Genomic DNA, 18,715 nt, shown 5'->3' with positions numbered 1-18,715 from the left:
TCCCCTTCAGAGGAGCCCGGCTCTCCACGCGCGAAGCGCGCGCCCGGTGAGGCCCATGCCGGTGGCGCGGGCACCGGGGTGAGGCGTGCCGGTCGCCGAGGTCAGATCCCCAGGGCCGAGGGGGCGCCGTACTCCGCCAGGAAGAGGGCCTCCGTGGTGGCTGTGCGACGCAGCTCCTCCAGGTTCACCCGCTCGTTCGGAGCGTGGATCGCCGCGTCCTCGTCCTCGGCGCCGAACAGGAGGATCTCCGCCAGGGGGAACTGCTTCAGCAGCGTGTTGACCAGCGGGATCGAGCCGCCCGCGCCCACGTCGCGGGGCGCGCGGCCGAAGGCGCGCTCCATCGCCCTGTTGAGCGCCGAACGGCCGCGGCCGCCCGAGTCGGCCTGGAAGCCCGAGCCCACGACGAAGTCGCCGAAGGAGACCTGGACGCCCCAGGGCGCGACCTGGCGGAGGAAGTCGAGGATGGCGTCGAGCGTCGTCTTGGGGTCGCCGGCCGGCGGGATCCTGACGGTCACCCTGGCCCTGGCCACCGCCTGGACGGCGTTGATGGCGCCCGAGACGGTGGGGACGTCGAGGCCCGTCACGGTGATCGCGTAGGAGGACCAGAGACGGTCGGCGAGGGAGCCAGAGCCGACGAGCGAGACGCCGTCGAGGACGCCTGCCGTGTTCCTGAACTCCTGCTCGGAGGGGCCGGTGCCGAGGAAGCTGCCGCGCGGCAGCCCGGGCACTCTGATGTCGCCGTTGTCGTCGTGCAGCGAGGTGAGCATGCGCATGAGGGCGGCGAGGGCGTCGGGGGCGGCGCCGCCGAAGGAGCCGCTGTGCACGGACTCGCGCAGGGTGCGGACCTCGATCGTGAAGGCGGCCATGCCGCGCAGCGAGGTGGTGACGGCGGGGTCGCCCAGCTTGGGGTTGCCGGTGTCGGCCACGATGATCGCGTCGGCGCGGATCAGTTCGGGGTTGCGCTCGACGAAGGCCTCGAGGCGCTCGCCCGCGTACTCCTCCTGGCCCTCGATGAGCACCTTGACGCCCACGGGGAAACGGCCCTGGAAGGCGCGGAGCGCGGCGACGTGCGAGATGATGCCCGACTTGTCGTCCGCGGTGCCCCTGCCGTACAGGTTGCCGTCGATCAGGGTGGGATCGAAGGGAGGGGTGCGCCAGGCCGCGGGGTCGCCCGCGGGCTGCACGTCGTAGTGCGCGTACAGGAGCACGGTGGGGGCGCCGGGCGGGGCGGGGGCCTCGGCGTAGACGGCGGGGAAGCTGCCCTCCACCGGGATCTGCTGCACGCGCGGCAGACCCGCGCTGCGCAGGAGCTCCTCCGTCACGGCCGCGGCGCGCAGCACGGGTTCCTCAGGATGGCCGGGGAAGGCCACGGAGGGAATGGAGGCGAGCCGCTTCAGGTCCTCGATCGCCTGGGGCATCCCCGCAGCAACGGCGCTCTCTAGCTGGTCAGGAGTCACGGGTCTTCCCCCGGGGTCGTTCTGGACAGTAACGCCTCATTGCATCACAGAAGGTTCCGCAGGGTGGAAACGAGGCTGGCGTGTACTGCGGATTTCGTCGAGATTACATAGACGATCTGCGGATCCCGGATTTCTTGCATAGTGCTGCCACGCTTTCGCTTGGCAACACCCCATGTGAACATGCACACTGTGGGGAGTTCAGACACGAGGGAAGATAGCGATGACGCAGCCCGAAAACGATGTGCTGAAGGCCGCGCAGGACAACCTGTGGTTGCACTTCACGAGGCACAGCTCCTACAAGGACAACGAGATCCCCACCATCGTCAGAGGTGAGGGTGCTTACATCTACGACATCCACGGCAAGCGCTACCTCGACGGCCTCGCGGGGCTGTTCGTGGTGCAGGTGGGCCACGGGCGTCAGGAGCTGGCCGAGGCGGCCGCCAAGCAGGCGCAGGAGCTGGCCTTCTTCCCGCTGTGGTCGTACGCCCACCCCAAGGCCGCCGAGCTCGCCTACCGGCTGGCCAAGGAGGCTCCAGGCGACCTGAACCGCGTGTTCTTCACCACAGGTGGAGGCGAGGCGGTCGAGACCGCGTGGAAGCTGGCCAAGCAGTACTACAAGGTCACGGGCAAGCCGCTCAAGCACAAGGTCATCAGCCGCCAGATCGCCTACCACGGCACCCCGCAGGGCGCCCTGTCGATCACCGGCATCCCGGCCTTCAAGCAGATGTTCGAGCCGCTCGTTCCCGGCTCCATCCGCGTGCCGAACACCAACCACTACCGCGCCGACGAGATCACCGGCGTCAAGGGCATGACGCCCGAGCAGTACGGCCTGTGGGCCGCCGACCGCGTCGCCCGCGCCATCGAGATGGAGGGCCCCGACACGGTCGCGGCCGTCTTCGTCGAGCCGGTGCAGAACGCCGGTGGCTGTTTCCCGCCGCCGCCCGGATACTTCCAGCGGCTGCGCGAGATCTGTGACGAGTACGACGTGCTCCTCGTCTCCGACGAGGTCATCTGCGCGTACGGCAGGCTCGGCACGATGTTCGGCGGGCAGAAGTTCGACTACACCCCCGACATCATCACCTCGGCCAAGGGCCTGACCTCCGGTTACTCGCCGCTCGGCGCGATGATCGCGCACGACAGGCTGTTCGAGCCGTTCAAGAACGGCGAGGAGATGTTCGCCCACGGCTACACCTTCGGTGGCCACCCCGTCTCCGCCGCCGTCGCGCTGGCCAACCTCGACATCTTCGAGCGCGAGGACCTGCTCGGCCACGTCACCCGCAACGAGGACGCCTTCAAGAGCACGCTGGAGAAGCTGAAGGACCTGCCGATCGTCGGCGACGTCCGCGGCTCCGGCTACTTCTGGGGCATCGAGCTGGTCAAGGACAAGGCGACGAAGGAGACCTTCAGCGCCGAGGAGTCCGAGCGGCTCATCCGCGGCTACCTGTCCAACGCGCTCTACTCCAACGGTCTGTACTGCCGCGCAGACGACCGTGGCGACCCGGTCATCCAGCTGGCGCCGCCGCTCATCGCAGGGCAGAAGGAGTTCGACGAGATCGAGTCGATCATCCGGAACGTCCTGGTCGAAGGTCTGAACCTCCTTTAATCCCACGAAAGGATCACCCCCATGAAGATCGGCGTTCCCGCCGAGGTGAAGAACCACGAGTACCGCGTCGCCGCCACCCCGGCCGGCGTGCACGAGCTGGTTCGAGGCGGCCATGACGTCCACGTCCAGCGGGGCGCCGGTCTCGGGTCCCACATCCCGGACGAGGAGTACCTGGCCGCGGGCGCCAAGATCCTCGACTCCGCCGACGCGGTGTGGGGCGAGTCGGAGATGGTGCTCAAGGTCAAGGAGCCCATCGCCGAGGAGTACCACCGCATGCGCGAGGACCTGGTGCTCTTCACCTACCTGCACCTGGCCGCGGGCAAGGACTGCGCGAACGCGCTCCTCTCGGCGGGCACCACCGGCATCGCCTACGAGACTGTCCAGGTCGGCAACACGCTGCCGCTGCTGGCCCCCATGTCGGAGGTCGCGGGCCGCCTGGCTCCGCAGGTCGGCGCCTACAACCTCATGCGCTTCAACGGCGGGCGCGGCGTGCTGCCCGGCGGCGTCCCCGGCGTCGCCCCCGCGAAGGTCGTCGTCATCGGCGGCGGCGTCTCCGGCCTGAACGCGGCGCAGATCGCCGTCGGCATGGGCGCGGACGTCACCGTCCTCGACACCAACATCGACCGCCTGCGCTTCATCGACGCGATCTACCAGGGCCGCCTCAAGACCCTCGTCTCGACCTCCTACGCCCTCGAGCAGGAGGTCCTGAAGGCCGACCTGGTCATCGGCGCGGTGCTGATCCCGGGCGCCAAGGCCCCGACGCTGGTCTCCAACGACCTGGTCTCGCGCATGAAGCCGGGCTCCGTGCTCGTCGACATCGCCATCGACCAGGGCGGCTGCTTCGAGGACTCCCGTCCGACCACGCACGCCGAGCCCACCTACCAGGTGCACAACTCGATCTTCTACTGCGTGGCGAACATGCCGGGGTCGGTGGCCAACACCTCGACCTACGCGCTGACCAACGCGACGCTGCCGTACGCGGTCAAGCTGGCGAACCTGGGGTGGAAGGAGGCGCTGAAGGCGGACGCCGCGCTCGCCCTCGGCCTCAACACCCACGCGGGTCAGGTCACCAACGAGCCGGTCGCGCAGGCGCTCGACCTGCCGTACGTGCCGGTGGCCGCGGTCCTGGCCGCCTGACGGTCCCCTGAGAGCGCCCGCCGGTGATCACCGGCGGGCGCTCCTCGCTTTCGTGCGGCTCGCCGGCGGGCCGCCGTCACGCGTTCAACGCGCCGCGAGGCGCAGGCGCAGATCGCGCGCCGTCGCCAGCACGTGCTCGACCTCCGAGGGGGTCGGCCACGGTGAGGTACCGGGCCGCAGGATCGTCGTTCGCACCGAGGCCAGGTGTTCCACCGCCGAAGCGTGCAGCCCGCTGCGCTCCACCAGCCACACCATCACGTCGGCGTGGTCGCGCAACGGCCTGGTGAGCAGGTCCCACGTGCCGAGGATCTCGGTGAGGTCGCGCACCTTCAGCGTCACCCCGCCCCTGCGCCCCGTCGCGGCGGCGGCCAGCTCCGCCCTGGCCGACAGCTCGGGCTCGGCCAGCCGGTCCCAGGTGGGCGGCGGCGGATCGGCCAGCCACTTCTCCGCCTCGTGGGGCTGGCCCGTGGCCGACAGCAACCCGCCCAGCTCCATCGCCGCCCGATGGTGGCCGGCCAGTGCCGCCTGCCTGAACCAGTGCTGGCCGCCCTGGAGGTCGCCCAGCTCGGCGATGAGCAGCAGCCCGAAATTGAACGCGGACTCGGCGTCGCCACTGGCCGCCGCCCTGCCGAACCAGTGGCTGGCCCCCTGCGAGTCGGACAGCTCGACACAGACGAAGCCCGCCATGCGCTGGTCGTCGAGGCGCCCCGCGACGGCGGCCCGCTCGAACCAGGCGCGGGCCGTACGGAGGTCTCTGCGGGAGAGCGCGATGCCGCCGAGCTGGGAGGCCGCGCCCGGATGCTCGCTCTTGGCGGCGAGCCTGTAGTAGGCCTCGGCCCCCTCGGGATCCCTGGTGGCCTGCAGGAGCAGGCCCAGGTGGTAGGCGGCCTCGGCGTGGCCTCCGCGGGCGGCGTACTCCCAGCAGCGGACCGTCTCCTCCTCCTCGCCCACCTGGTAGGACAGGAACCCCAGATCGTGGGCGGAGGCGACGTCGCCGTCGGCGGCGGCCCTGCGGTGCCACTCGCGCGCGAAGGGCAGCTCGCCCGCGTCCTCGCAGATCAGCGCCAGCCGCCTGGCGGCCGACCTGGACCCCGCGTGGGCGGCGCTCTCGAACCACCTGCGGGCCGCCTCGATGTCGCCGCGCTGCTCCAGGAGCAGGGTCGCGAGGTTGACCGCGGCCTCCGCGTCGCCGGTGCCCGCCGCCAGCTCGTACCAGCGGACGGCCTCCTCCAGCGTGCCGTGCTTCTCGTGCCAGACGCCCAGGTTGTAGGCGCTGTCGATGTTGCCGCCCGACGCGGCCCGCTCCCACCAGTGCCTGGCGGCCGAACGGTCGCCGCGCTGGGCGTAGAGCTTGCCCAGCCGGTGCGCGGCCTGGGCGTCGCCGTGCTGGGCGGCGACGAGAAGCTCCGGCTCGTCTCCTGAGCGGGGCGCGGGAACGGCCGGCGCCGTCACTTCCTGCTCGTTCTGCCACCACGTCATTGCGACAGGGTGACATGTGATCAGACGGTTGCGGAACGTAATCGCGGCAGTAATCGGGGCGGCCGGTTCAGCGGAAGGTGATGAAACCGGTGAACATCCCCATGGCGCAGACATACCTCAGCTGACCGGGAGGCTGCGCGGGGAGGCGGACAGTGGCCGGAAGATCGACGTCTCTGCCGTCGATGGTGAGGTGGGTGGCGCAGGCTGCACCCTCCCTTGCACGGAAGTCGACTTCGACAGGGACCCCGGCCCTGGCCTGCGAGACGCCGGGCCGGTAGCCGCGCTCGGTCGCCCAGATCGTCAGCAGCTGCACGCCTCCTGGACCGGTCCTGGCCATGGCCGCCGCACGGCTCGCCTCCTGCGGCAGCCAGCCGCCCAGGCTGAGGCCCGACGTGATCGTCCACAGACCCGCCGCCACCGCCACGACCCCGGCGAAAGCGGCCAGCCTGCTCTGGGAAACCCGCCGGAGGACGAACCCCAGGAGGGCGAACGCCGGGGCGGTGCCCACCACGAATCCGCCCATCACGGCCGCTCCGCCGACCGCCGACGCCGACGTGACGGCCAGCATCTCCATGCTCAGCGTCACCCCGCAGGGCAGCAGGATGGTGGCCGCGCCCAGAAGGGGCGCCTTCAGCCGTCGTGCGGGTGGTTGCGGCTCGCAGTGCCGGTGGCGGAGCATCCGCAGGGCGAAGAAGATCACCATGAACCCCGCCGCGACCAGCATGCCCGCTCTGACCGGTGGGGGAAGCCTGACCATCGAGCCCAGTGCGCCGAGCACCGCCCCTGCCGTGACGTAGGAGGCAAGGCGGCCGGCGAGGAACTGCGCCACCACCCGTGGCGTTCCCTGCAGGCCGAACAGCAGGCCGCCCTGCACGGCCGTACACGAAGCGGTTCCCGCCACCAGGCCGGCGGCGGTCCCGCTGACGAACAGGGCGACCGGCTCCACGCTCAGTGAACGAGCGCCAGGTTGTCCAGCGAGCCGTTCTTGGCGGCCTCGACGATCGAGCCGAACTGGTCGAGGCTCATCTCGACCCGCTGGCCGAAGTCGTCGGTGATGACCACCTGACGTTCTTCGGGTGCGGACGGGTCGACGAACAGCTCGGGGCAGCCGCAACTGCAGTTGCCGCAGAATCGGGCGATCGACTGCATTCGATTCCCCACTCTCGAAGTAGTCTTTACCTGCACGGTAATCTCACGCTCCGAAAGCGGCCAGTAACAGTTCTTTCACCGGCCGGCGGGTTTACCTCGCCCCCGGCGATGCTCAGAGCCAGCCGGGCCTGACCAGTCCCGACTCGTAGGCGATGACCACGAGCTGGGCGCGGTCGCGGGCGTGCAGCTTCATCATCGCCCTGCTGACGTGCGTCTTCGCGGTGGCGGGCGACATGAACAGCTTGGCCGCGATCTCGTCGTTGGTCATGCCGGTCCCGACCAGCGCCAGCACCTCGCGCTCCCGCTCGGTCAGCAGTCCGAGGCCGTCGGCGGACATCGGCTCCTTGGCCCTCGTGGCGTACTCCGCGATCAGCCGCCTGGTCACCGAGGGCGACAGCAGCGCCTCACCGGCGGCCACCACCCGCACCGCCTGGATGAGCTCGGCAGGCTCGGTGTCCTTGACCAGGAACCCGCTGGCGCCGCCGCGCAACGCCTCGAAGACGTACTCGTCCAGCTCGAAGGTGGTCAGGATGATGATGCGCGGTCCCGCGGGCATCTGCCTGGTCGCGGTCAGGCCGTCGGTGCCCGGCATGCGGATGTCCATCAGCACGACGTCGGGGGCGGTCGAGGCGGCCAGCCGTACGGCCTGCGCCCCGTCGGCGGCCTCAGCGACCACGCCCATGTCGGGCTGCGCGTCGAGCAGCGCCTTGAAGCCCGCCCGCACCAGCGCCTGGTCGTCGGCCAGCAGCACCTTGATCATTCCGTCTCCTCCGGTAGTGGCAGCCTCGCCTCGACCTGGAACCCCGTCCCGGTGGGGCCGGCGACCAGTGTGCCGCCCAGCGCCGAGGCCCGCTCCCTCATGCCGGGGATGCCGTTGCCGCTGCCCTCCTCGGACAGGACGGTGGGCGTGGTGGGCCCTGTGTCGCCGACCGTGATGACCAGCTCGGCCGGCAGGTACTCCAGCCGCACGTTCACCCTGGCGCCCGGCGCGTGGCGGGCGGCGTTGGTGAGCGACTCCTGCACGATGCGGTAGGCCGCCCGCTCCACCTGGGAGGGCAGCGGCCTGGAGCCGACCTGCCTGAGCGACACGTCCATGCCCGACCGCTCGACCAGTTCGCCGACGCGGTCGAGGCCGGCGGTGGGGGAGCGGGGCGCGCCGTCGCGCAGGACGTTCAGCACCGAGCGCAGCTCGCCCAGCACCTCCTTGGAGGCCGCCTTGATCGTGGTGAGCGCGGGCCTGGCCTGCGAGGGGTCGTCGTCGAGGAGGTGCAGCGCCGTGGAGGCCTGCACGTGGATGAGCGAGATGTTGTGCGCCAGCACGTCGTGCAACTCCTGCGCCATCGTCAGGCGCTCCTCGCTGGCCTGCCGCCGCGACTCCTCCTCGGCCACCCTCGCGTGCTCGGCGCGCCCCTCGCGCCGGAAACGCGCCACCTCTCCCGCCGCCAGGATCAGCAGCATGACGGCGACGATGGCGAGGACGTGCCACGCGCCGGCGGCCGGTCGGTCCACCAGCCACGTGGAGTAGACGAGGAAGTACGCCGCCGTGATCGCCGAGGCGATCCACGCCACCTTCCTGCGACCCTCGGCGACGGTCTTGAACAGCAGGATGACCGGGCTCAGGAAGACCGGCCCGTAGGGGTAGCCCAGGGCCATGAAGACGGAGGTCGCCACCAGCGTGGCGGCCAGCGAGGTGATCGGGAAGCGCCGCGTGGCCAGGATCGCCACCGGGCCGACCAGCAGCAGCACGGTGCCGAGAGAATCGACACGCAGCCGGTCGGTCTGCCCGGCGTGCGCCCCGTGGGAGGCGATCACCTGGAACACCGCGACCACGAGGGCGAGATAAGCGGTCTTGCGCACGGGTCCACGCTAGACGAGCCACCCCGGCCCCGACATCCCACGGATGTCGCAGGGGGCCCTACCACCCCGGGCGTACCTGGTCCATTGTTGCTTTCATGCGCCGACACATCCTCGCCCTCGTCGCCGTCACGCCGCTGCTCGTGGTCGCACCCCTCGCACCCGTCGCCGCCGAGCACAAGCCACCGCCCACGCCGCAGAAGCAGCCCGTCGCCGAGGGGTACGGCGGCGCCGTGGCCACCGTCGACCTCGACGCCAGCAAGGCCGCGCTCGCCGTGCTCCACAAGGGCGGCAACGCCATGGACGCCGCGGTGGCGGCGGGCGCGGTGCTGGGCGTCACCGAGCCGTACTCCGCGGGCCTGGCCGGTGGTGGCTTCATGGTCTACTACGACGCCAGGCGCGGGAGGGTCCACTCGATCGACGGCCGCGAGACCGCGCCCGCCGCGATGACGCCGACCTCGCTCGAGGGCATCCCGTTCGAGGAGGCCGTGACGAGCGGCCTGTCGGCGGGCGTGCCTGGGGCGGTCGCGCAGTGGGAGCTCGCGCTGCGCCGGTTCGGCACGACGAGCCTGCGTGAGGCGCTGAAGCCCGCGATCGAGGTCGCGCAGAAGGGCTTCGTGGTCGACCAGACCTTCCACGACCAGACCGCCGCCAACGCCGCCAGGTTCAAGGACATCGCCTCCACCGCCAAGCTCTACCTGCCGAACGGCGCGCCGCCGCCCGTGGGCTCGGTGTTCAGGAACCCCGAGCTCGCCGACACCTACCGCGAGCTGGGCAGGCGCGGAGGCGAGTGGCTGTACGGCGGGCGGCTGGGCCAGGAGATCGTCAGGACGGTCAAGAACCCGCCGATCACGCCGGGCGCGACGCGCAACGTGCGTCCTGGCCTGATGGAGGTCTCCGACCTCACCGCCTACAGGGCGCTGCTGCGCGAGCCGACGCGCGTCGACTACAAGGGCATGCAGGTGTACGGCATGCCGATCCCCTCCTCCGGAGGCTCCACGGTCGGCGAGGCGCTCAACATCCTCGAGGCCCTGCCGAGCGTCGGCATGCACGAGTACCTGGAGGCCTCGCGCCTGGCCTTCGCCGACAGGGGCAAGTACGTCGGGGACATCCCCAACGTGCCGATGGCCGAACTGCTCAGCGACGGCTTCGCCAAGGAGCGCGCCTGCCTGGTGGGCGAGCGCGCGATGGCGCACCCCGCCCCGCCCGGCGAGCCGGACGGCAGCTACACCGACTGCGGGCCGCCCCTGTCGGAGAGCGCGCCTTCGCCCGCGGAGGAGGGCCCTGAGACCACCCACCTGGTCGTCGCCGACCGCTGGGGCAACGTCGTGGCCTACAACCTGACGATCGAGTCCACCGGCGGCAACGGCATCGTGGTGCCGGGCCGCGGCGTGCTGCTCAACAACGAGCTGACCGACTTCACCTTCGGCCCCGCCCCAGGCGACCCGAACCTGCCCGCTCCGGGCAAGCGTCCCCGCTCCTCGATGGCCCCGACCATCGTGCTCGACCACGGCAAGCCGGTGCTGGCCGTGGGCTCGCCGGGCGGCTCCACGATCATCACGACCGTGCTGCAGATTCTGATCAACCGCTACGAGCTGGGCATGAAGCTTCCCGAGGCGCTCGCCGCCCCGAGGGCGACGCAGCGCAACACCGCGCAGACCCAGGCCGAGCCCGGCTTCATCGAGAACCACGGCGCCGAGCTCAGGGCCAAGGGCCACGTCTTCGCGCCGAACCCCGAGATCGGCGCCGCCACCGCGCTGGAGTTCGTGGGCAGAGGCAAGATCCAGGCCGTGGCCGAGCCGGTACGGCGAGGCGGCGGCAGCGCCGTGGTGGTGAGACCTCACTAACTGTCAGTAGTCAGAGAATTACGCAACGCCATAGGGTGCGGGGTGTCCGTAACTCGTCGTGAGAGGAACCCCCCCGTATGAGACCCCTGCACCTGCTGGTCACCTCCGCCCTGGTCGCCGGCGCGCTGGCCATGCCGGCCGCGTCGGCGGAGGGCGCGGTGGCGGCGCCGCCTCCGTGCCACGCGCACGTGTGCCTGTGGACAGGCGCCAACTACACCGGATCCGTTTTCACCTGGTGGGAGGGGAACGGCAACGTCTTCGTCGGCGGCACCCATGCCGACAACGTGGGCTCGTTCGTGGCCAACCGCGGCGCCTGCTTCGTCGACACGGCCGACTCCGAATGGAACTGGCACGACAGGCGGCGGGCCTCGGACGGTGACTACAGCGCCAACTACCGAGGCCGTTTCGGTTACAAAATGGACCGAATCGCGCCTGCCCGTTATTGCTAGCTAGTAGATCAGCTCATAGGCGTCGGGCTTCATCTTCCTGGTACGCGCCCAGTACTCGAAGGTGAAGCCCGGCCAGGTCGTCCTGTTGACCCCGTGCTCGTCCAGATACCACGACCGGCAGCCGCCCTCGGTCCAGACCAGCCGGTTCAGCCGCTCCTGCAGCCGCGCGTTGAAGGCTCGCTGCCGCTCGGGCCTGACGTCGATCGCCCTCGCCCCGGTCTTCGACAGCAGGCGCAGGCAGTCCATGACATATCGGACCTGCGACTCGATCATGAACACCACGGAGTTGTGGCCCAGCCCCGTGTTCGGGCCCAGCAGGAAGAACAGGTTGGGGAAGCCCGCGGTGGTGATGCCGTAGTAGGCCTCGATGCCGTCCTGCCACGCGTCCTGGATCTTCAGCCCCTCCCTGCCGACGATCCGCTGTTCCTGCAGGGCGTCGGTCACCTTGAAGCCGGTGCCGTAGATCACCACGTCGGCGGGGTGCTCCCCGCCCGTCGCGTCGACGACCGCGTGGTCGCGCAGCTCGGTGATCCCCTCGGTGACGAGCGTGACGTTCTCCCTGCTCAGCGCCGGATAGAAATCGCTGGAGATGAGGATGCGCTTGCAGCCGATCGTGTAGTCGGGGGTGAGCTTGCGGCGCAGTTCCCTGTCGGGGACCTGACGTTCGAGATGCCGCAGGGCCAGTCTCTCGTGCACCTTCATCAGGCGCGGGTCGACGGCGAAGCCCAGCGCCCTGGTCTCCAGCGCCCAGTAGATGCCGTTGCGCAGCGCGCGGGCCGCTCCGGGCAGGCGAAGCGCCTGCCGCATGGAGGGGGAGACGGCGAAGTCGGGCTTCGGGTGGATCCACGGGGGCGTGCGCTGGAAGAGCGTGAGGTGGGCGGCCTCGGCGGCGATCCGAGGGACGAACTGGACGGCGGAGGCGCCGGTGCCGATGACGGCGACGCGCTTGTTCTTGAGGTCGACGGAGTGGTCCCACTCGGCGGAGTGGAACGAAGGCCCCGCGAACCGCCCCGCAATTTCCGGAAATTTCGGGATGTGGAGGGCGCCGATGGCGGAGATCACCGCGTTGGCCCTCATGACCTCGCCGTCCGCGGTGGTGATCTCCCATTCGCGGCCGAGGTACTCGAGGCTCACGACGTGCTTGCCGTACCGAACATGGGGGTCGATGCCGTACTTCCACCCGCACGCCCGCATGTACTCCCAGATCTCCTCCTGCGGGGAGAACATCCGCGACCAGCCGGGGTTGAGCTCGAAGGAGTAGGAGTACATGTGCGAGGGGACGTCGCAGGCGCAGCCGGGGTAGGTGTTGTCACGCCAGGTGCCGCCCAGGTCCTCGGCCTTCTCCAGGATGACGAAGTCGTGGTAGCCGGCCTCCTTCAGCTTGATCGCCATGCCGATCCCGGCGAAGCCGGAGCCGATGATGACGATTCCCGGCTTGTCACTGGATTCCACGGGCCCTCCTGTACGACTCGAACTCGGCGTGCGCGGGGGAGATCGCGATGTAGTCGAGAGCGGCCCCGAGGTCGCCCTCCTGGCTGGGATGGAAGCCGGGCCGAAGGTACCGGGGCGCGGCCATGACCAGGCTGCGGAGCGTCGGCACCCTGCCCTCGCGCGACCTGCGGAGGAAGTGGGTCCACCTGGCGGTCATGCGGCCGTCCACGATCGGGTCGTTGGCCAGCAGGAACCCCGCGCCGCGCCTGAGCAGGAAGAGCAGGACGGCGCCCGTCAGCGCCATCGTGCGCGCCCTGCGGGCGTAGGAGCCGTCGAGGTGCGTGTAGAGGTCGAAGGCGACGCTGCGGTGCTCGACCTCCTCCGCGCCGTGCCAGCGCAGCAGGTCCATCATCACCGGGTCGGCGCCCGCCTCGTCCAGCGGCCTGGCGTGCAGGATCCAGTCGCCTAGCACCGCGGTGTAGTGCTCGATCGCCGCGATGATCGCCAGCCGCTCCCTGAGCCAGTACCGCCTGGCCGCCGGCGGCAGCGTGTGGTCGCCGAGCAGGCGCTCGAAGAGCCACTCGATGTTCTCGACGAAGGGCGTGGGGTCGAGGCCCTGCTCCTTCATGTGCTCGAGGACGCGCTGGTGGGCCACGGCGTGCGTGCCCTCCTGGCCCATGAACCCCTTGACCTCGGCCTTCAGCTTCTCGTCCGTGACGTACGGCAGCGCCTGCTTGAAGACGTGCACGAACCAGCGCTCGCCCGCGGGGAGCAGCATGTGCAGCACGTTGATCAGATGGGTGGTGAAGGGGTCACCCGGCACCCAGTGGAGCGGCGTCTCCTCCCACGAGAAGCGCACCCTGCGCGGCTGGATCACGCCTGCCTCCAGCGGTGGACGTGGGGCAGGTCGTCGTCGAGCCAGAAGGCGTCGTCGGCGGTGACGACCAGGACCTCCTCGAACTTGGCGCCCACGCTGTCGCCCTCCGTGCCGAGGTGGGGCTCGACCGCCCACAGCCCGGGAGTGGGCGGATGGGCGGAGGCCGCGCCGCCCGCCCAGAGCGGAGAGCGTCCTTCGAGCCTCTCCTTGATCAGCTCCCTGCCGACGGTCCTGAGCGTCCGCACGCCGAAGGAGTCGAGGACGACGAAGCGCGGGCCGCCCACGCGGATGCGCGTCACCTGGTGGCCGATCACCCTGCCGGGATAGACCTGGTGCCTGTTGGTGTTGCCCTGGCGCGCGATCAGGTCGTCGACCGCGCGGTAGATGTCGCTGAACGTGCGGCGCTGCCGTACGAGGTCGAGGATGGCGGCCCGATGGACGGACAGGTCCCTGTCCAGCCGGTCCCAGACGGGGTTGGAGCCCAGGCGGCCCGAGAGGCCGATGTCGGCGACGTAGCCGTCCATGACGGGCGCGGCGTCCAGCACGTACGGCATGCCGTCCGCGAGCCGCGTGTTGGTCGGCAGGAACTGTGTCGGGAAGCGGAAGCGGCGGAAGGCCGTGCGCTCGCCGAACCAGGCGAACGGGACGTGGAACCAGTCGTCGACGCCGTGGCGCTCCAGCCACCTGCGCAGCGCGGCCGCGGCCATGCGCTCCGTGACGCCGGGTTCGAGCCGGGAGGCCACGTGCTCGGCGCCCCGGTAGGCGAGCCGCTGCACCTCACGGAACCTGTCCAGGTCGACTTTATTGGACACATAGTCCAATGTAGTCATTCACCCTGGCCGGGGTCCAGAGGAGAGCTCCGATCCGGCGTACCCGCGCGTCTCCGGACACGACGAAAACCCGCCGTGACCTGTCTCGCGGCGGGGTGGAGGGGCTCCTGGCGACTAGACCAGGAGCAGGTAGGCGACCACGCCGACGATCGCGATGGCGAGGACCACCGCGATGATCGGGAGGGCGGCGGAGCGCTTGGGCGCGGCCGCCGACTCGTTCTCGGACCGCTGGGCGAACGCGCGGAACTGCTGAGTGTTCCCCGCAGGATCGATGTGCTGGTCAGACATGCGTTGCACTCTAGCGGGATCACCTGGTGCATTTGCACCTTTTGGCATGACTCGATAGGGCCACTCGATTATCGGACCGGCGTGGTGGCCGGATACCGTGAACGCATGCTCAGAACCCTGCTCTCGCCCCGCATGCTGGGGTTGCACCTGCTCGTGATCGGGGTTCTGGTGTCTTTCATCCTGCTCGGACGCTGGCAGCTCGGCGTGTTCGAGGAGTCAGGCAAGCCGCACGCCAGCGTCGACCCCGCGCCCGTCGCCGTCGAGACGCTCAGCAGGGTCGGCGCCCAGATCGAAGGGCCCGCCGTGGGCCGTCAGGTCACCGCGTCCGGCTCCTACGACGCGGCCAGGCAACTGCTCGTCGCCGACCGCAGACCCGACGTCGCCGCTCCCGGCGGCAACGTCTCCAGGGACGAGGGCTACTGGGTGCTCACCCCGCTCGTGCTGCCCGACGACACGATGGTGCCGGTCGTGCGGGGATGGGTGCCCAAGGCCGACGACCCCGCCATCGCCGTACCGGCTGGGCAGGTGACGGTGAGCGGGCGGCTGCGCGCGCCCGAGGGCACCGACAGCGTCCAGCGCAGGGCGGGCGGCGTGCCCGCAGGGCAGGTGCAGACGGTCTCCACCGCCGAGCTGATCAACCTGTGGCGGGGCGAGAAGGTGCGCAACGGGTTCGTGGTCGCGCCGACCCCTGGCCTGACCCCCGTCAAGGTGGCGCCACCCGTCACGGGCGGCACGCTCACCTGGCGCAACCTGGCCTACGCGGCCAACTGGTGGATCTTCGCGGGGTTCGCCGTGTTCATGTGGTTCCACTTCGTCCGCGACGCCGTCCGTTCCTCCTCGGCCGGCAAGTCCCCCAAAGTCGTTCTAGAAGGTTGATGATCGTGGAGTCCGCTCTCAAGCCCTTCCGGGTCCTCGCGTACATCGTCGGCACCATGCTGCTCGTGCTCTGCGCGGCCATGGTGCTCAGGTACGGTTTCGACATCCCGGAGCCCTCCAAGATCGTCTCGCCGATCCACGGGTTCCTCTACATGCTCTACCTGATCGCCGTGATGAACCTCGGCATGAAGGCCCGCTGGAGCTGGGGGCGCATGCTCGGCATCATGCTCGCGGGCACGGTGCCCCTGCTGTCGTTCTACGTCGAGCGCAGGGTGACGGCCGGGGTGCGGGAGACCATCGCGGCCTGAGGGCCTCCCGCCCCTTGACCTCTAGCCGCCGATCCCGCGGCGGCGCGCCCTCTTGAGCCGCTCGCGCTGCGAGGGGTCGAGCATCATGTAGCCGACCACAGGGGCGGCGACCACGCCGAGCACCACCAGCAGGGTGAGCCAGCCGGGCAGGAAGATCCACGACAGCAGGACGGCTATACCGGCGCCTATGGCGTACTTCTGGACGGGCGACATCCTCAAATCCCTCCGAACGCGGAGCCCGCGCCCCGCCTCTCCACATTCTGCGTCGTCCGTCCAACGATCGGCAGCCCCCGCACGGTTCCATCCGCGATATATCTCATTTTCGGAGCCTCCGGCTCCAGGCGCGGCCCCTCCCGCCCGCCGTTCCCGTACGGCTGCCGCACGGGAGGGCGCCTCCGCGGTCACCGGTCACCGTCCGTCCAAGGGACGCTCCTCGTGCGCCCACCGTCCCCTGGAGACGGCGTTCACGGACGGCTCGGCTCGCCTGCGATCGTCCGCAGGTCCAGACGCAGTTCGTCGGCCGTGAGCCGTTGCGCGGGGACCCCCGACAGCAGGCGGAACAGCACGGGGGCCAGCACGCCCGCCCTCGTCAGCGGCGCGCCGGGCGCGGGAGGGCGCCCTTCGACCACCGTGAACAGCGTGGCGCCCAGCGACCACAGGTCGGCCGCCGGTCCGACGCCGCCCTCGGGCGCGGTGTAGGGAGACAGCCCAGGCGCGGGTGACGGATCGGCCAGCCGCACCTGGTCGTCGCCGCCGACCAGGATGCTTCCAGGACGCAGGTCGCCGTGGTGGCCACCCACGCCGTGCACGGCCGCGAGGCGGTCGAGCACGGCCAGTCCGAGCCGGGCGGCGGCCTCCGGGGTCAGCAGGCCGTCCTCGGCGAGCAACTGGTCCAGCGTCCGCGTCGGACGCTGGGTCCTGGGGGCCGCCGGCGTCTCCTGCTCCTCGGTGAGCACGAGGGGACCGCTGTAGGCCGGCCGCCTGAAGGGAGCCGTCGTCTCCACGATGGGGGGCGGCTCGGGCTCGTCGTGACCAGCGGCCAGCACGGGGGGCGCGGCGTCGATCGCGGGTTCCCACGACTGCGCCGCCCGGCTCGGCGGCGGTCCCCAGCTGTCGGAGCCCGGCACCCATGGTTGCTCCGGTTGGGACGCGTGCTGGCCTGGAGCCCATGGTTGCTCCGGTTGGGACGCGTGCTGGCCTGGAGCCCATGGTTGCTCCGGTTGGGACGCGTGCTGGCTTGGCGCCCATGGTTGCGGTGCCTGTGCTGGGGGCGCGTCCGGGGCGGGTGCCCATGGCTGCGGCGTCTGGCCGTCCGGACCGGGACCTCCCCGGTTCTCGGGGGGCGGGCCCCAGGGGCCGGACGGACCGGCAGGCGGCATCCACCCACCGGGCTGCGCGTCCTGAGCAGGCGGTGCACCGGCCGGGGCAGGCGGTGGGCCCTCAGGGGCGGGCGCCCATCCGCCGTCTCCCTGCGGAGGCCCCCACGGCTGGGGGCCGGAGGCGGGGGGCGGCGCCCATGGCCGCTGAGGCCCACTGGAGGACTGCGGCCCCCATGCGGCCTGCGACGCGCCTTCGGGGCCTGCCCCGATCCCACCTTCGGCCTCCCCGGCCCCGCCTGGCTGCGGCTCCCATGGCGTGGGGACGCCCGGCTGCTGCGGTTCCCACGAGGTGGGGCCCGCCTGGGGTTCCCAGGATGGAGCGGGACCGCCCGGCTGCTGCGGTTCCCATGACGGGGGGCCGCTCGGCTGCGGTTCCCAGGGCGGTACGAGGCCGCCCGGCTGCGGTTCCCACGGCGGGGCGGCGGGCAGGGAGGCTTCGGCCGGGCTTCCGGGAGCAGGCGGCATGCCGGGCCCGTACGGCGGCATCTCAGGGGCCGGAGGCATCCCGGGAGGCGGCGGCATCACGGGACCCGACGGCATCCCGCCACCCTGTGCCATCGCTGGTCCCGACGGCATTCCGTCACCTTGTGGCATCGCGGGGCCTGGCGGCATTCCGGGGGCCGGCGGCATTCCGGGAGGTACGAACGGGCCTGGGGCCGGGGGCGTGCCGGGGGGTGGTGGGGTGCCATGAGGCCATGCGGTTCCGGCCATCGGCGGCGCGGCTGGCGCCGGTCCCCACGGACCGGGTGGCGTGGGGGGATGCGGTGCGGCCTGCGGTCCCGGCTGGGCGGCCTGCTGCTTGCCGCCACGACGCAGAACCCGGCGAAGCAACGAAGGCCGCTCGCCCTGACCCTCAGCGGGAGCACCCCCAGCACCGGGATAGGCCATCCCAGGTCCCGGCGGCATACCCGCAGGATCCCCAAACCCCGGCTGAGCACCGACAGGCCCGTACACCAGACCTCCGGGCCCTGGCTGCACACCGACGGGCCCGTACATCGGACCTCCGGGCGCCGGAGGCATGCCGGCAGGCCCGGACATGGGGTCTCCGGGCCCCGGTTGCACGCCGGGAGGCCCGAGCACGGGACCCCTAAGCTCCGGAGGCATACCGGCAGGGTCCGGCATGGGACCACCGTCCGCCGAGGGCGGATCGGCAGGACCCTGCGCGGGGACGCCATCTGCCGAGGGCAGATCGGCAGGACCGGGCGCCGAGTTCCCAAGGCCCGGCGGCATACCCGTAGGACCTGATGGTTCATATCCGGGTGCCCGAGGCGGCCCGTCAGGTCCAGCCATCGCGGACCCCGCGCCTGGCACAGTGCCACCATGGCCAAGCGTCGCCGCCGAGTCTGGGGCATCCCAGGCGGCTGGGGGTGGTGGAGCGTCCCAGGCCGGCGGCGACGGTGGGGCATCCCAGCTCGCCGAAGGTTCCCAGGCCGCCGGGTGCGGTGGAGCATCCGAGGCCGTCGGGGGTTCCCCGGCCGCCGGGTTCGGGGTGTCCGAGGTCGTCGGGGCCGGTGGGGCCTCCCACGTCGCCTCAGATGTCTCGGTATCCCAAGTCGTCCCAGAGGGCCGGGCCTCCCACGTCGGCTCAGATGTCTCGGTATCCCACGTCGTCCCAGCGGGCCGGGGCTCCCACGTCGCCTCACGGGGCTGTGTGTCCCACGTCGCCTGAGAGGGCGGGGCGTCCCAGGTCGCCTGAGGGGGCTGGGCATCCACAGTCCCCTGCGAGGGTGGGGTGTCCCCGGTCGCCTCAG

At 71.0% G+C, this 18,715-nt stretch carries 18 protein-coding genes; 6 read left to right on the top strand and 12 right to left on the bottom strand.

Going from position 1 to position 18,715, the window contains the following annotated elements:
• Nucleotides 1-101: 101 nt before the first annotated feature.
• On the bottom strand, nucleotides 102-1,457 hold the full coding sequence (locus ABFX55_RS29195) for a M20/M25/M40 family metallo-hydrolase (protein ID WP_346125954.1): 1,356 nt from the start codon (nucleotides 1,455-1,457) through the stop codon (nucleotides 102-104).
• Between the two features lie 220 nt (nucleotides 1,458-1,677).
• Between ABFX55_RS29195 and ABFX55_RS29190 the strand changes: the two genes are divergently transcribed.
• Both ABFX55_RS29190 and ald read left to right on the top strand, forming a co-directional pair.
• Entirely contained in the window at nucleotides 1,678-3,060 is a 1,383-nt protein-coding gene (locus ABFX55_RS29190) for an aspartate aminotransferase family protein (RefSeq protein WP_346125953.1), read from the top strand.
• A gap of 21 nt (nucleotides 3,061-3,081) precedes the next feature.
• Nucleotides 3,082-4,197, top strand: a complete 1,116-nt coding sequence (ald, locus tag ABFX55_RS29185) for an alanine dehydrogenase (RefSeq protein ID WP_346125952.1) — start codon at nucleotides 3,082-3,084, stop codon at nucleotides 4,195-4,197.
• Between the two features lie 84 nt (nucleotides 4,198-4,281).
• On the opposite strand, the gene ABFX55_RS29180 is transcribed toward ald, so the two are convergent.
• The 5 genes from ABFX55_RS29180 to ABFX55_RS29160 form a co-directional block, all read right to left on the bottom strand.
• Nucleotides 4,282-5,676 carry a tetratricopeptide repeat protein gene (locus ABFX55_RS29180; RefSeq protein ID WP_346125951.1) on the bottom strand — a complete coding sequence of 465 codons (1,395 nt, stop codon included), beginning with the start codon at nucleotides 5,674-5,676 and terminating at the stop codon, nucleotides 4,282-4,284.
• A 67-nt stretch (nucleotides 5,677-5,743) separates the two neighbouring features.
• Entirely contained in the window at nucleotides 5,744-6,622 is an 879-nt protein-coding gene (locus ABFX55_RS29175) for a sulfite exporter TauE/SafE family protein (RefSeq protein ID WP_346125950.1), read from the bottom strand.
• A gap of 2 nt (nucleotides 6,623-6,624) precedes the next feature.
• Nucleotides 6,625-6,825 carry a hypothetical protein gene (locus ABFX55_RS29170; RefSeq protein WP_346125949.1) on the bottom strand — a complete coding sequence of 67 codons (201 nt, stop codon included), beginning with the start codon at nucleotides 6,823-6,825 and terminating at the stop codon, nucleotides 6,625-6,627.
• A gap of 112 nt (nucleotides 6,826-6,937) precedes the next feature.
• Nucleotides 6,938-7,585: a response regulator gene (locus ABFX55_RS29165; RefSeq protein WP_346125948.1), complete on the bottom strand. Its 648-nt coding sequence runs from the start codon at nucleotides 7,583-7,585 to the stop codon at nucleotides 6,938-6,940.
• Nucleotides 7,582-8,682 (bottom strand): sensor histidine kinase, encoded by a 1,101-nt coding sequence (locus ABFX55_RS29160; protein WP_346125947.1) that lies wholly within the window; start codon nucleotides 8,680-8,682, stop codon nucleotides 7,582-7,584. Before ABFX55_RS29160 ends, ABFX55_RS29165 begins: the two co-directional genes overlap by 4 nt.
• 95 nt (nucleotides 8,683-8,777) lie before the next feature.
• Here ABFX55_RS29160 and ABFX55_RS29155 point away from each other — a divergent pair, with 95 nt between their 5' ends.
• Together ABFX55_RS29155 and ABFX55_RS29150 are read left to right on the top strand one after the other, a co-directional pair.
• Nucleotides 8,778-10,526, top strand: coding sequence for a gamma-glutamyltransferase family protein (locus ABFX55_RS29155; protein WP_346125946.1), 1,749 nt, complete (start codon nucleotides 8,778-8,780; stop codon nucleotides 10,524-10,526).
• A gap of 77 nt (nucleotides 10,527-10,603) precedes the next feature.
• On the top strand, nucleotides 10,604-10,975 hold the full coding sequence (locus tag ABFX55_RS29150) for a peptidase inhibitor family I36 protein (protein WP_346125945.1): 372 nt from the start codon (nucleotides 10,604-10,606) through the stop codon (nucleotides 10,973-10,975).
• On the opposite strand, the gene ABFX55_RS29145 is transcribed toward ABFX55_RS29150, so the two are convergent.
• The 4 genes from ABFX55_RS29145 to ABFX55_RS29130 form a co-directional block, all read right to left on the bottom strand.
• Nucleotides 10,976-12,427, bottom strand: a complete 1,452-nt coding sequence (locus tag ABFX55_RS29145; RefSeq protein ID WP_346125944.1) for a flavin-containing monooxygenase — start codon at nucleotides 12,425-12,427, stop codon at nucleotides 10,976-10,978. It lies immediately after the preceding gene.
• Nucleotides 12,414-13,283, bottom strand: a complete 870-nt coding sequence (locus ABFX55_RS29140; protein WP_346125943.1) for a metal-dependent hydrolase — start codon at nucleotides 13,281-13,283, stop codon at nucleotides 12,414-12,416. The genes ABFX55_RS29145 and ABFX55_RS29140 overlap by 14 nt, the downstream gene beginning before the upstream one ends.
• Complete coding sequence (locus ABFX55_RS29135; RefSeq protein ID WP_346125942.1) at nucleotides 13,280-14,095, bottom strand: M24 family metallopeptidase; 816 nt, start codon at nucleotides 14,093-14,095, stop codon at nucleotides 13,280-13,282. The genes ABFX55_RS29140 and ABFX55_RS29135 overlap by 4 nt, the downstream gene beginning before the upstream one ends.
• A 132-nt stretch (nucleotides 14,096-14,227) precedes the next feature.
• Nucleotides 14,228-14,401: a flagellar basal body-associated FliL family protein gene (locus ABFX55_RS29130; RefSeq protein WP_183649713.1), complete on the bottom strand. Its 174-nt coding sequence runs from the start codon at nucleotides 14,399-14,401 to the stop codon at nucleotides 14,228-14,230.
• A gap of 105 nt (nucleotides 14,402-14,506) precedes the next feature.
• On the opposite strand from ABFX55_RS29130, the gene ABFX55_RS29125 reads away from it, so the two are divergent.
• The gene (locus tag ABFX55_RS29125; protein ID WP_346125941.1) at nucleotides 14,507-15,277 is read left to right on the top strand and encodes an SURF1 family protein; all 771 of its coding nucleotides are present in this window, start codon (nucleotides 14,507-14,509) and stop codon (nucleotides 15,275-15,277) included.
• Nucleotides 15,277-15,585: a DUF3817 domain-containing protein gene (locus ABFX55_RS29120; protein WP_428834771.1), complete on the top strand. Its 309-nt coding sequence runs from the start codon at nucleotides 15,277-15,279 to the stop codon at nucleotides 15,583-15,585. The genes ABFX55_RS29125 and ABFX55_RS29120 overlap by 1 nt, the downstream gene beginning before the upstream one ends.
• Before the next feature lie 21 nt (nucleotides 15,586-15,606).
• Here the strand turns inward: ABFX55_RS29120 and ABFX55_RS29115 are convergent, their stop codons facing one another.
• Together ABFX55_RS29115 and ABFX55_RS29110 are read right to left on the bottom strand one after the other, a co-directional pair.
• A complete protein-coding gene (locus ABFX55_RS29115) occupies nucleotides 15,607-15,798 on the bottom strand; it encodes a hypothetical protein (protein ID WP_183649705.1) in 192 nt (63 codons plus the stop codon).
• Between the two features lie 251 nt (nucleotides 15,799-16,049).
• Nucleotides 16,050-16,712, bottom strand: a complete 663-nt coding sequence (locus ABFX55_RS29110) for a protein kinase family protein (protein ID WP_346125939.1) — start codon at nucleotides 16,710-16,712, stop codon at nucleotides 16,050-16,052.
• Nucleotides 16,713-18,715 lie beyond the last annotated feature (2,003 nt).

The organism is Nonomuraea roseola, assembly GCF_039535395.1.
Classification (GTDB): domain Bacteria; phylum Actinomycetota; class Actinomycetes; order Streptosporangiales; family Streptosporangiaceae; genus Nonomuraea; species Nonomuraea roseola.
The sequence above is the reverse complement of the archived record's forward strand: the minus strand, read 5'-3'. Positions and strand labels throughout refer to the sequence as shown.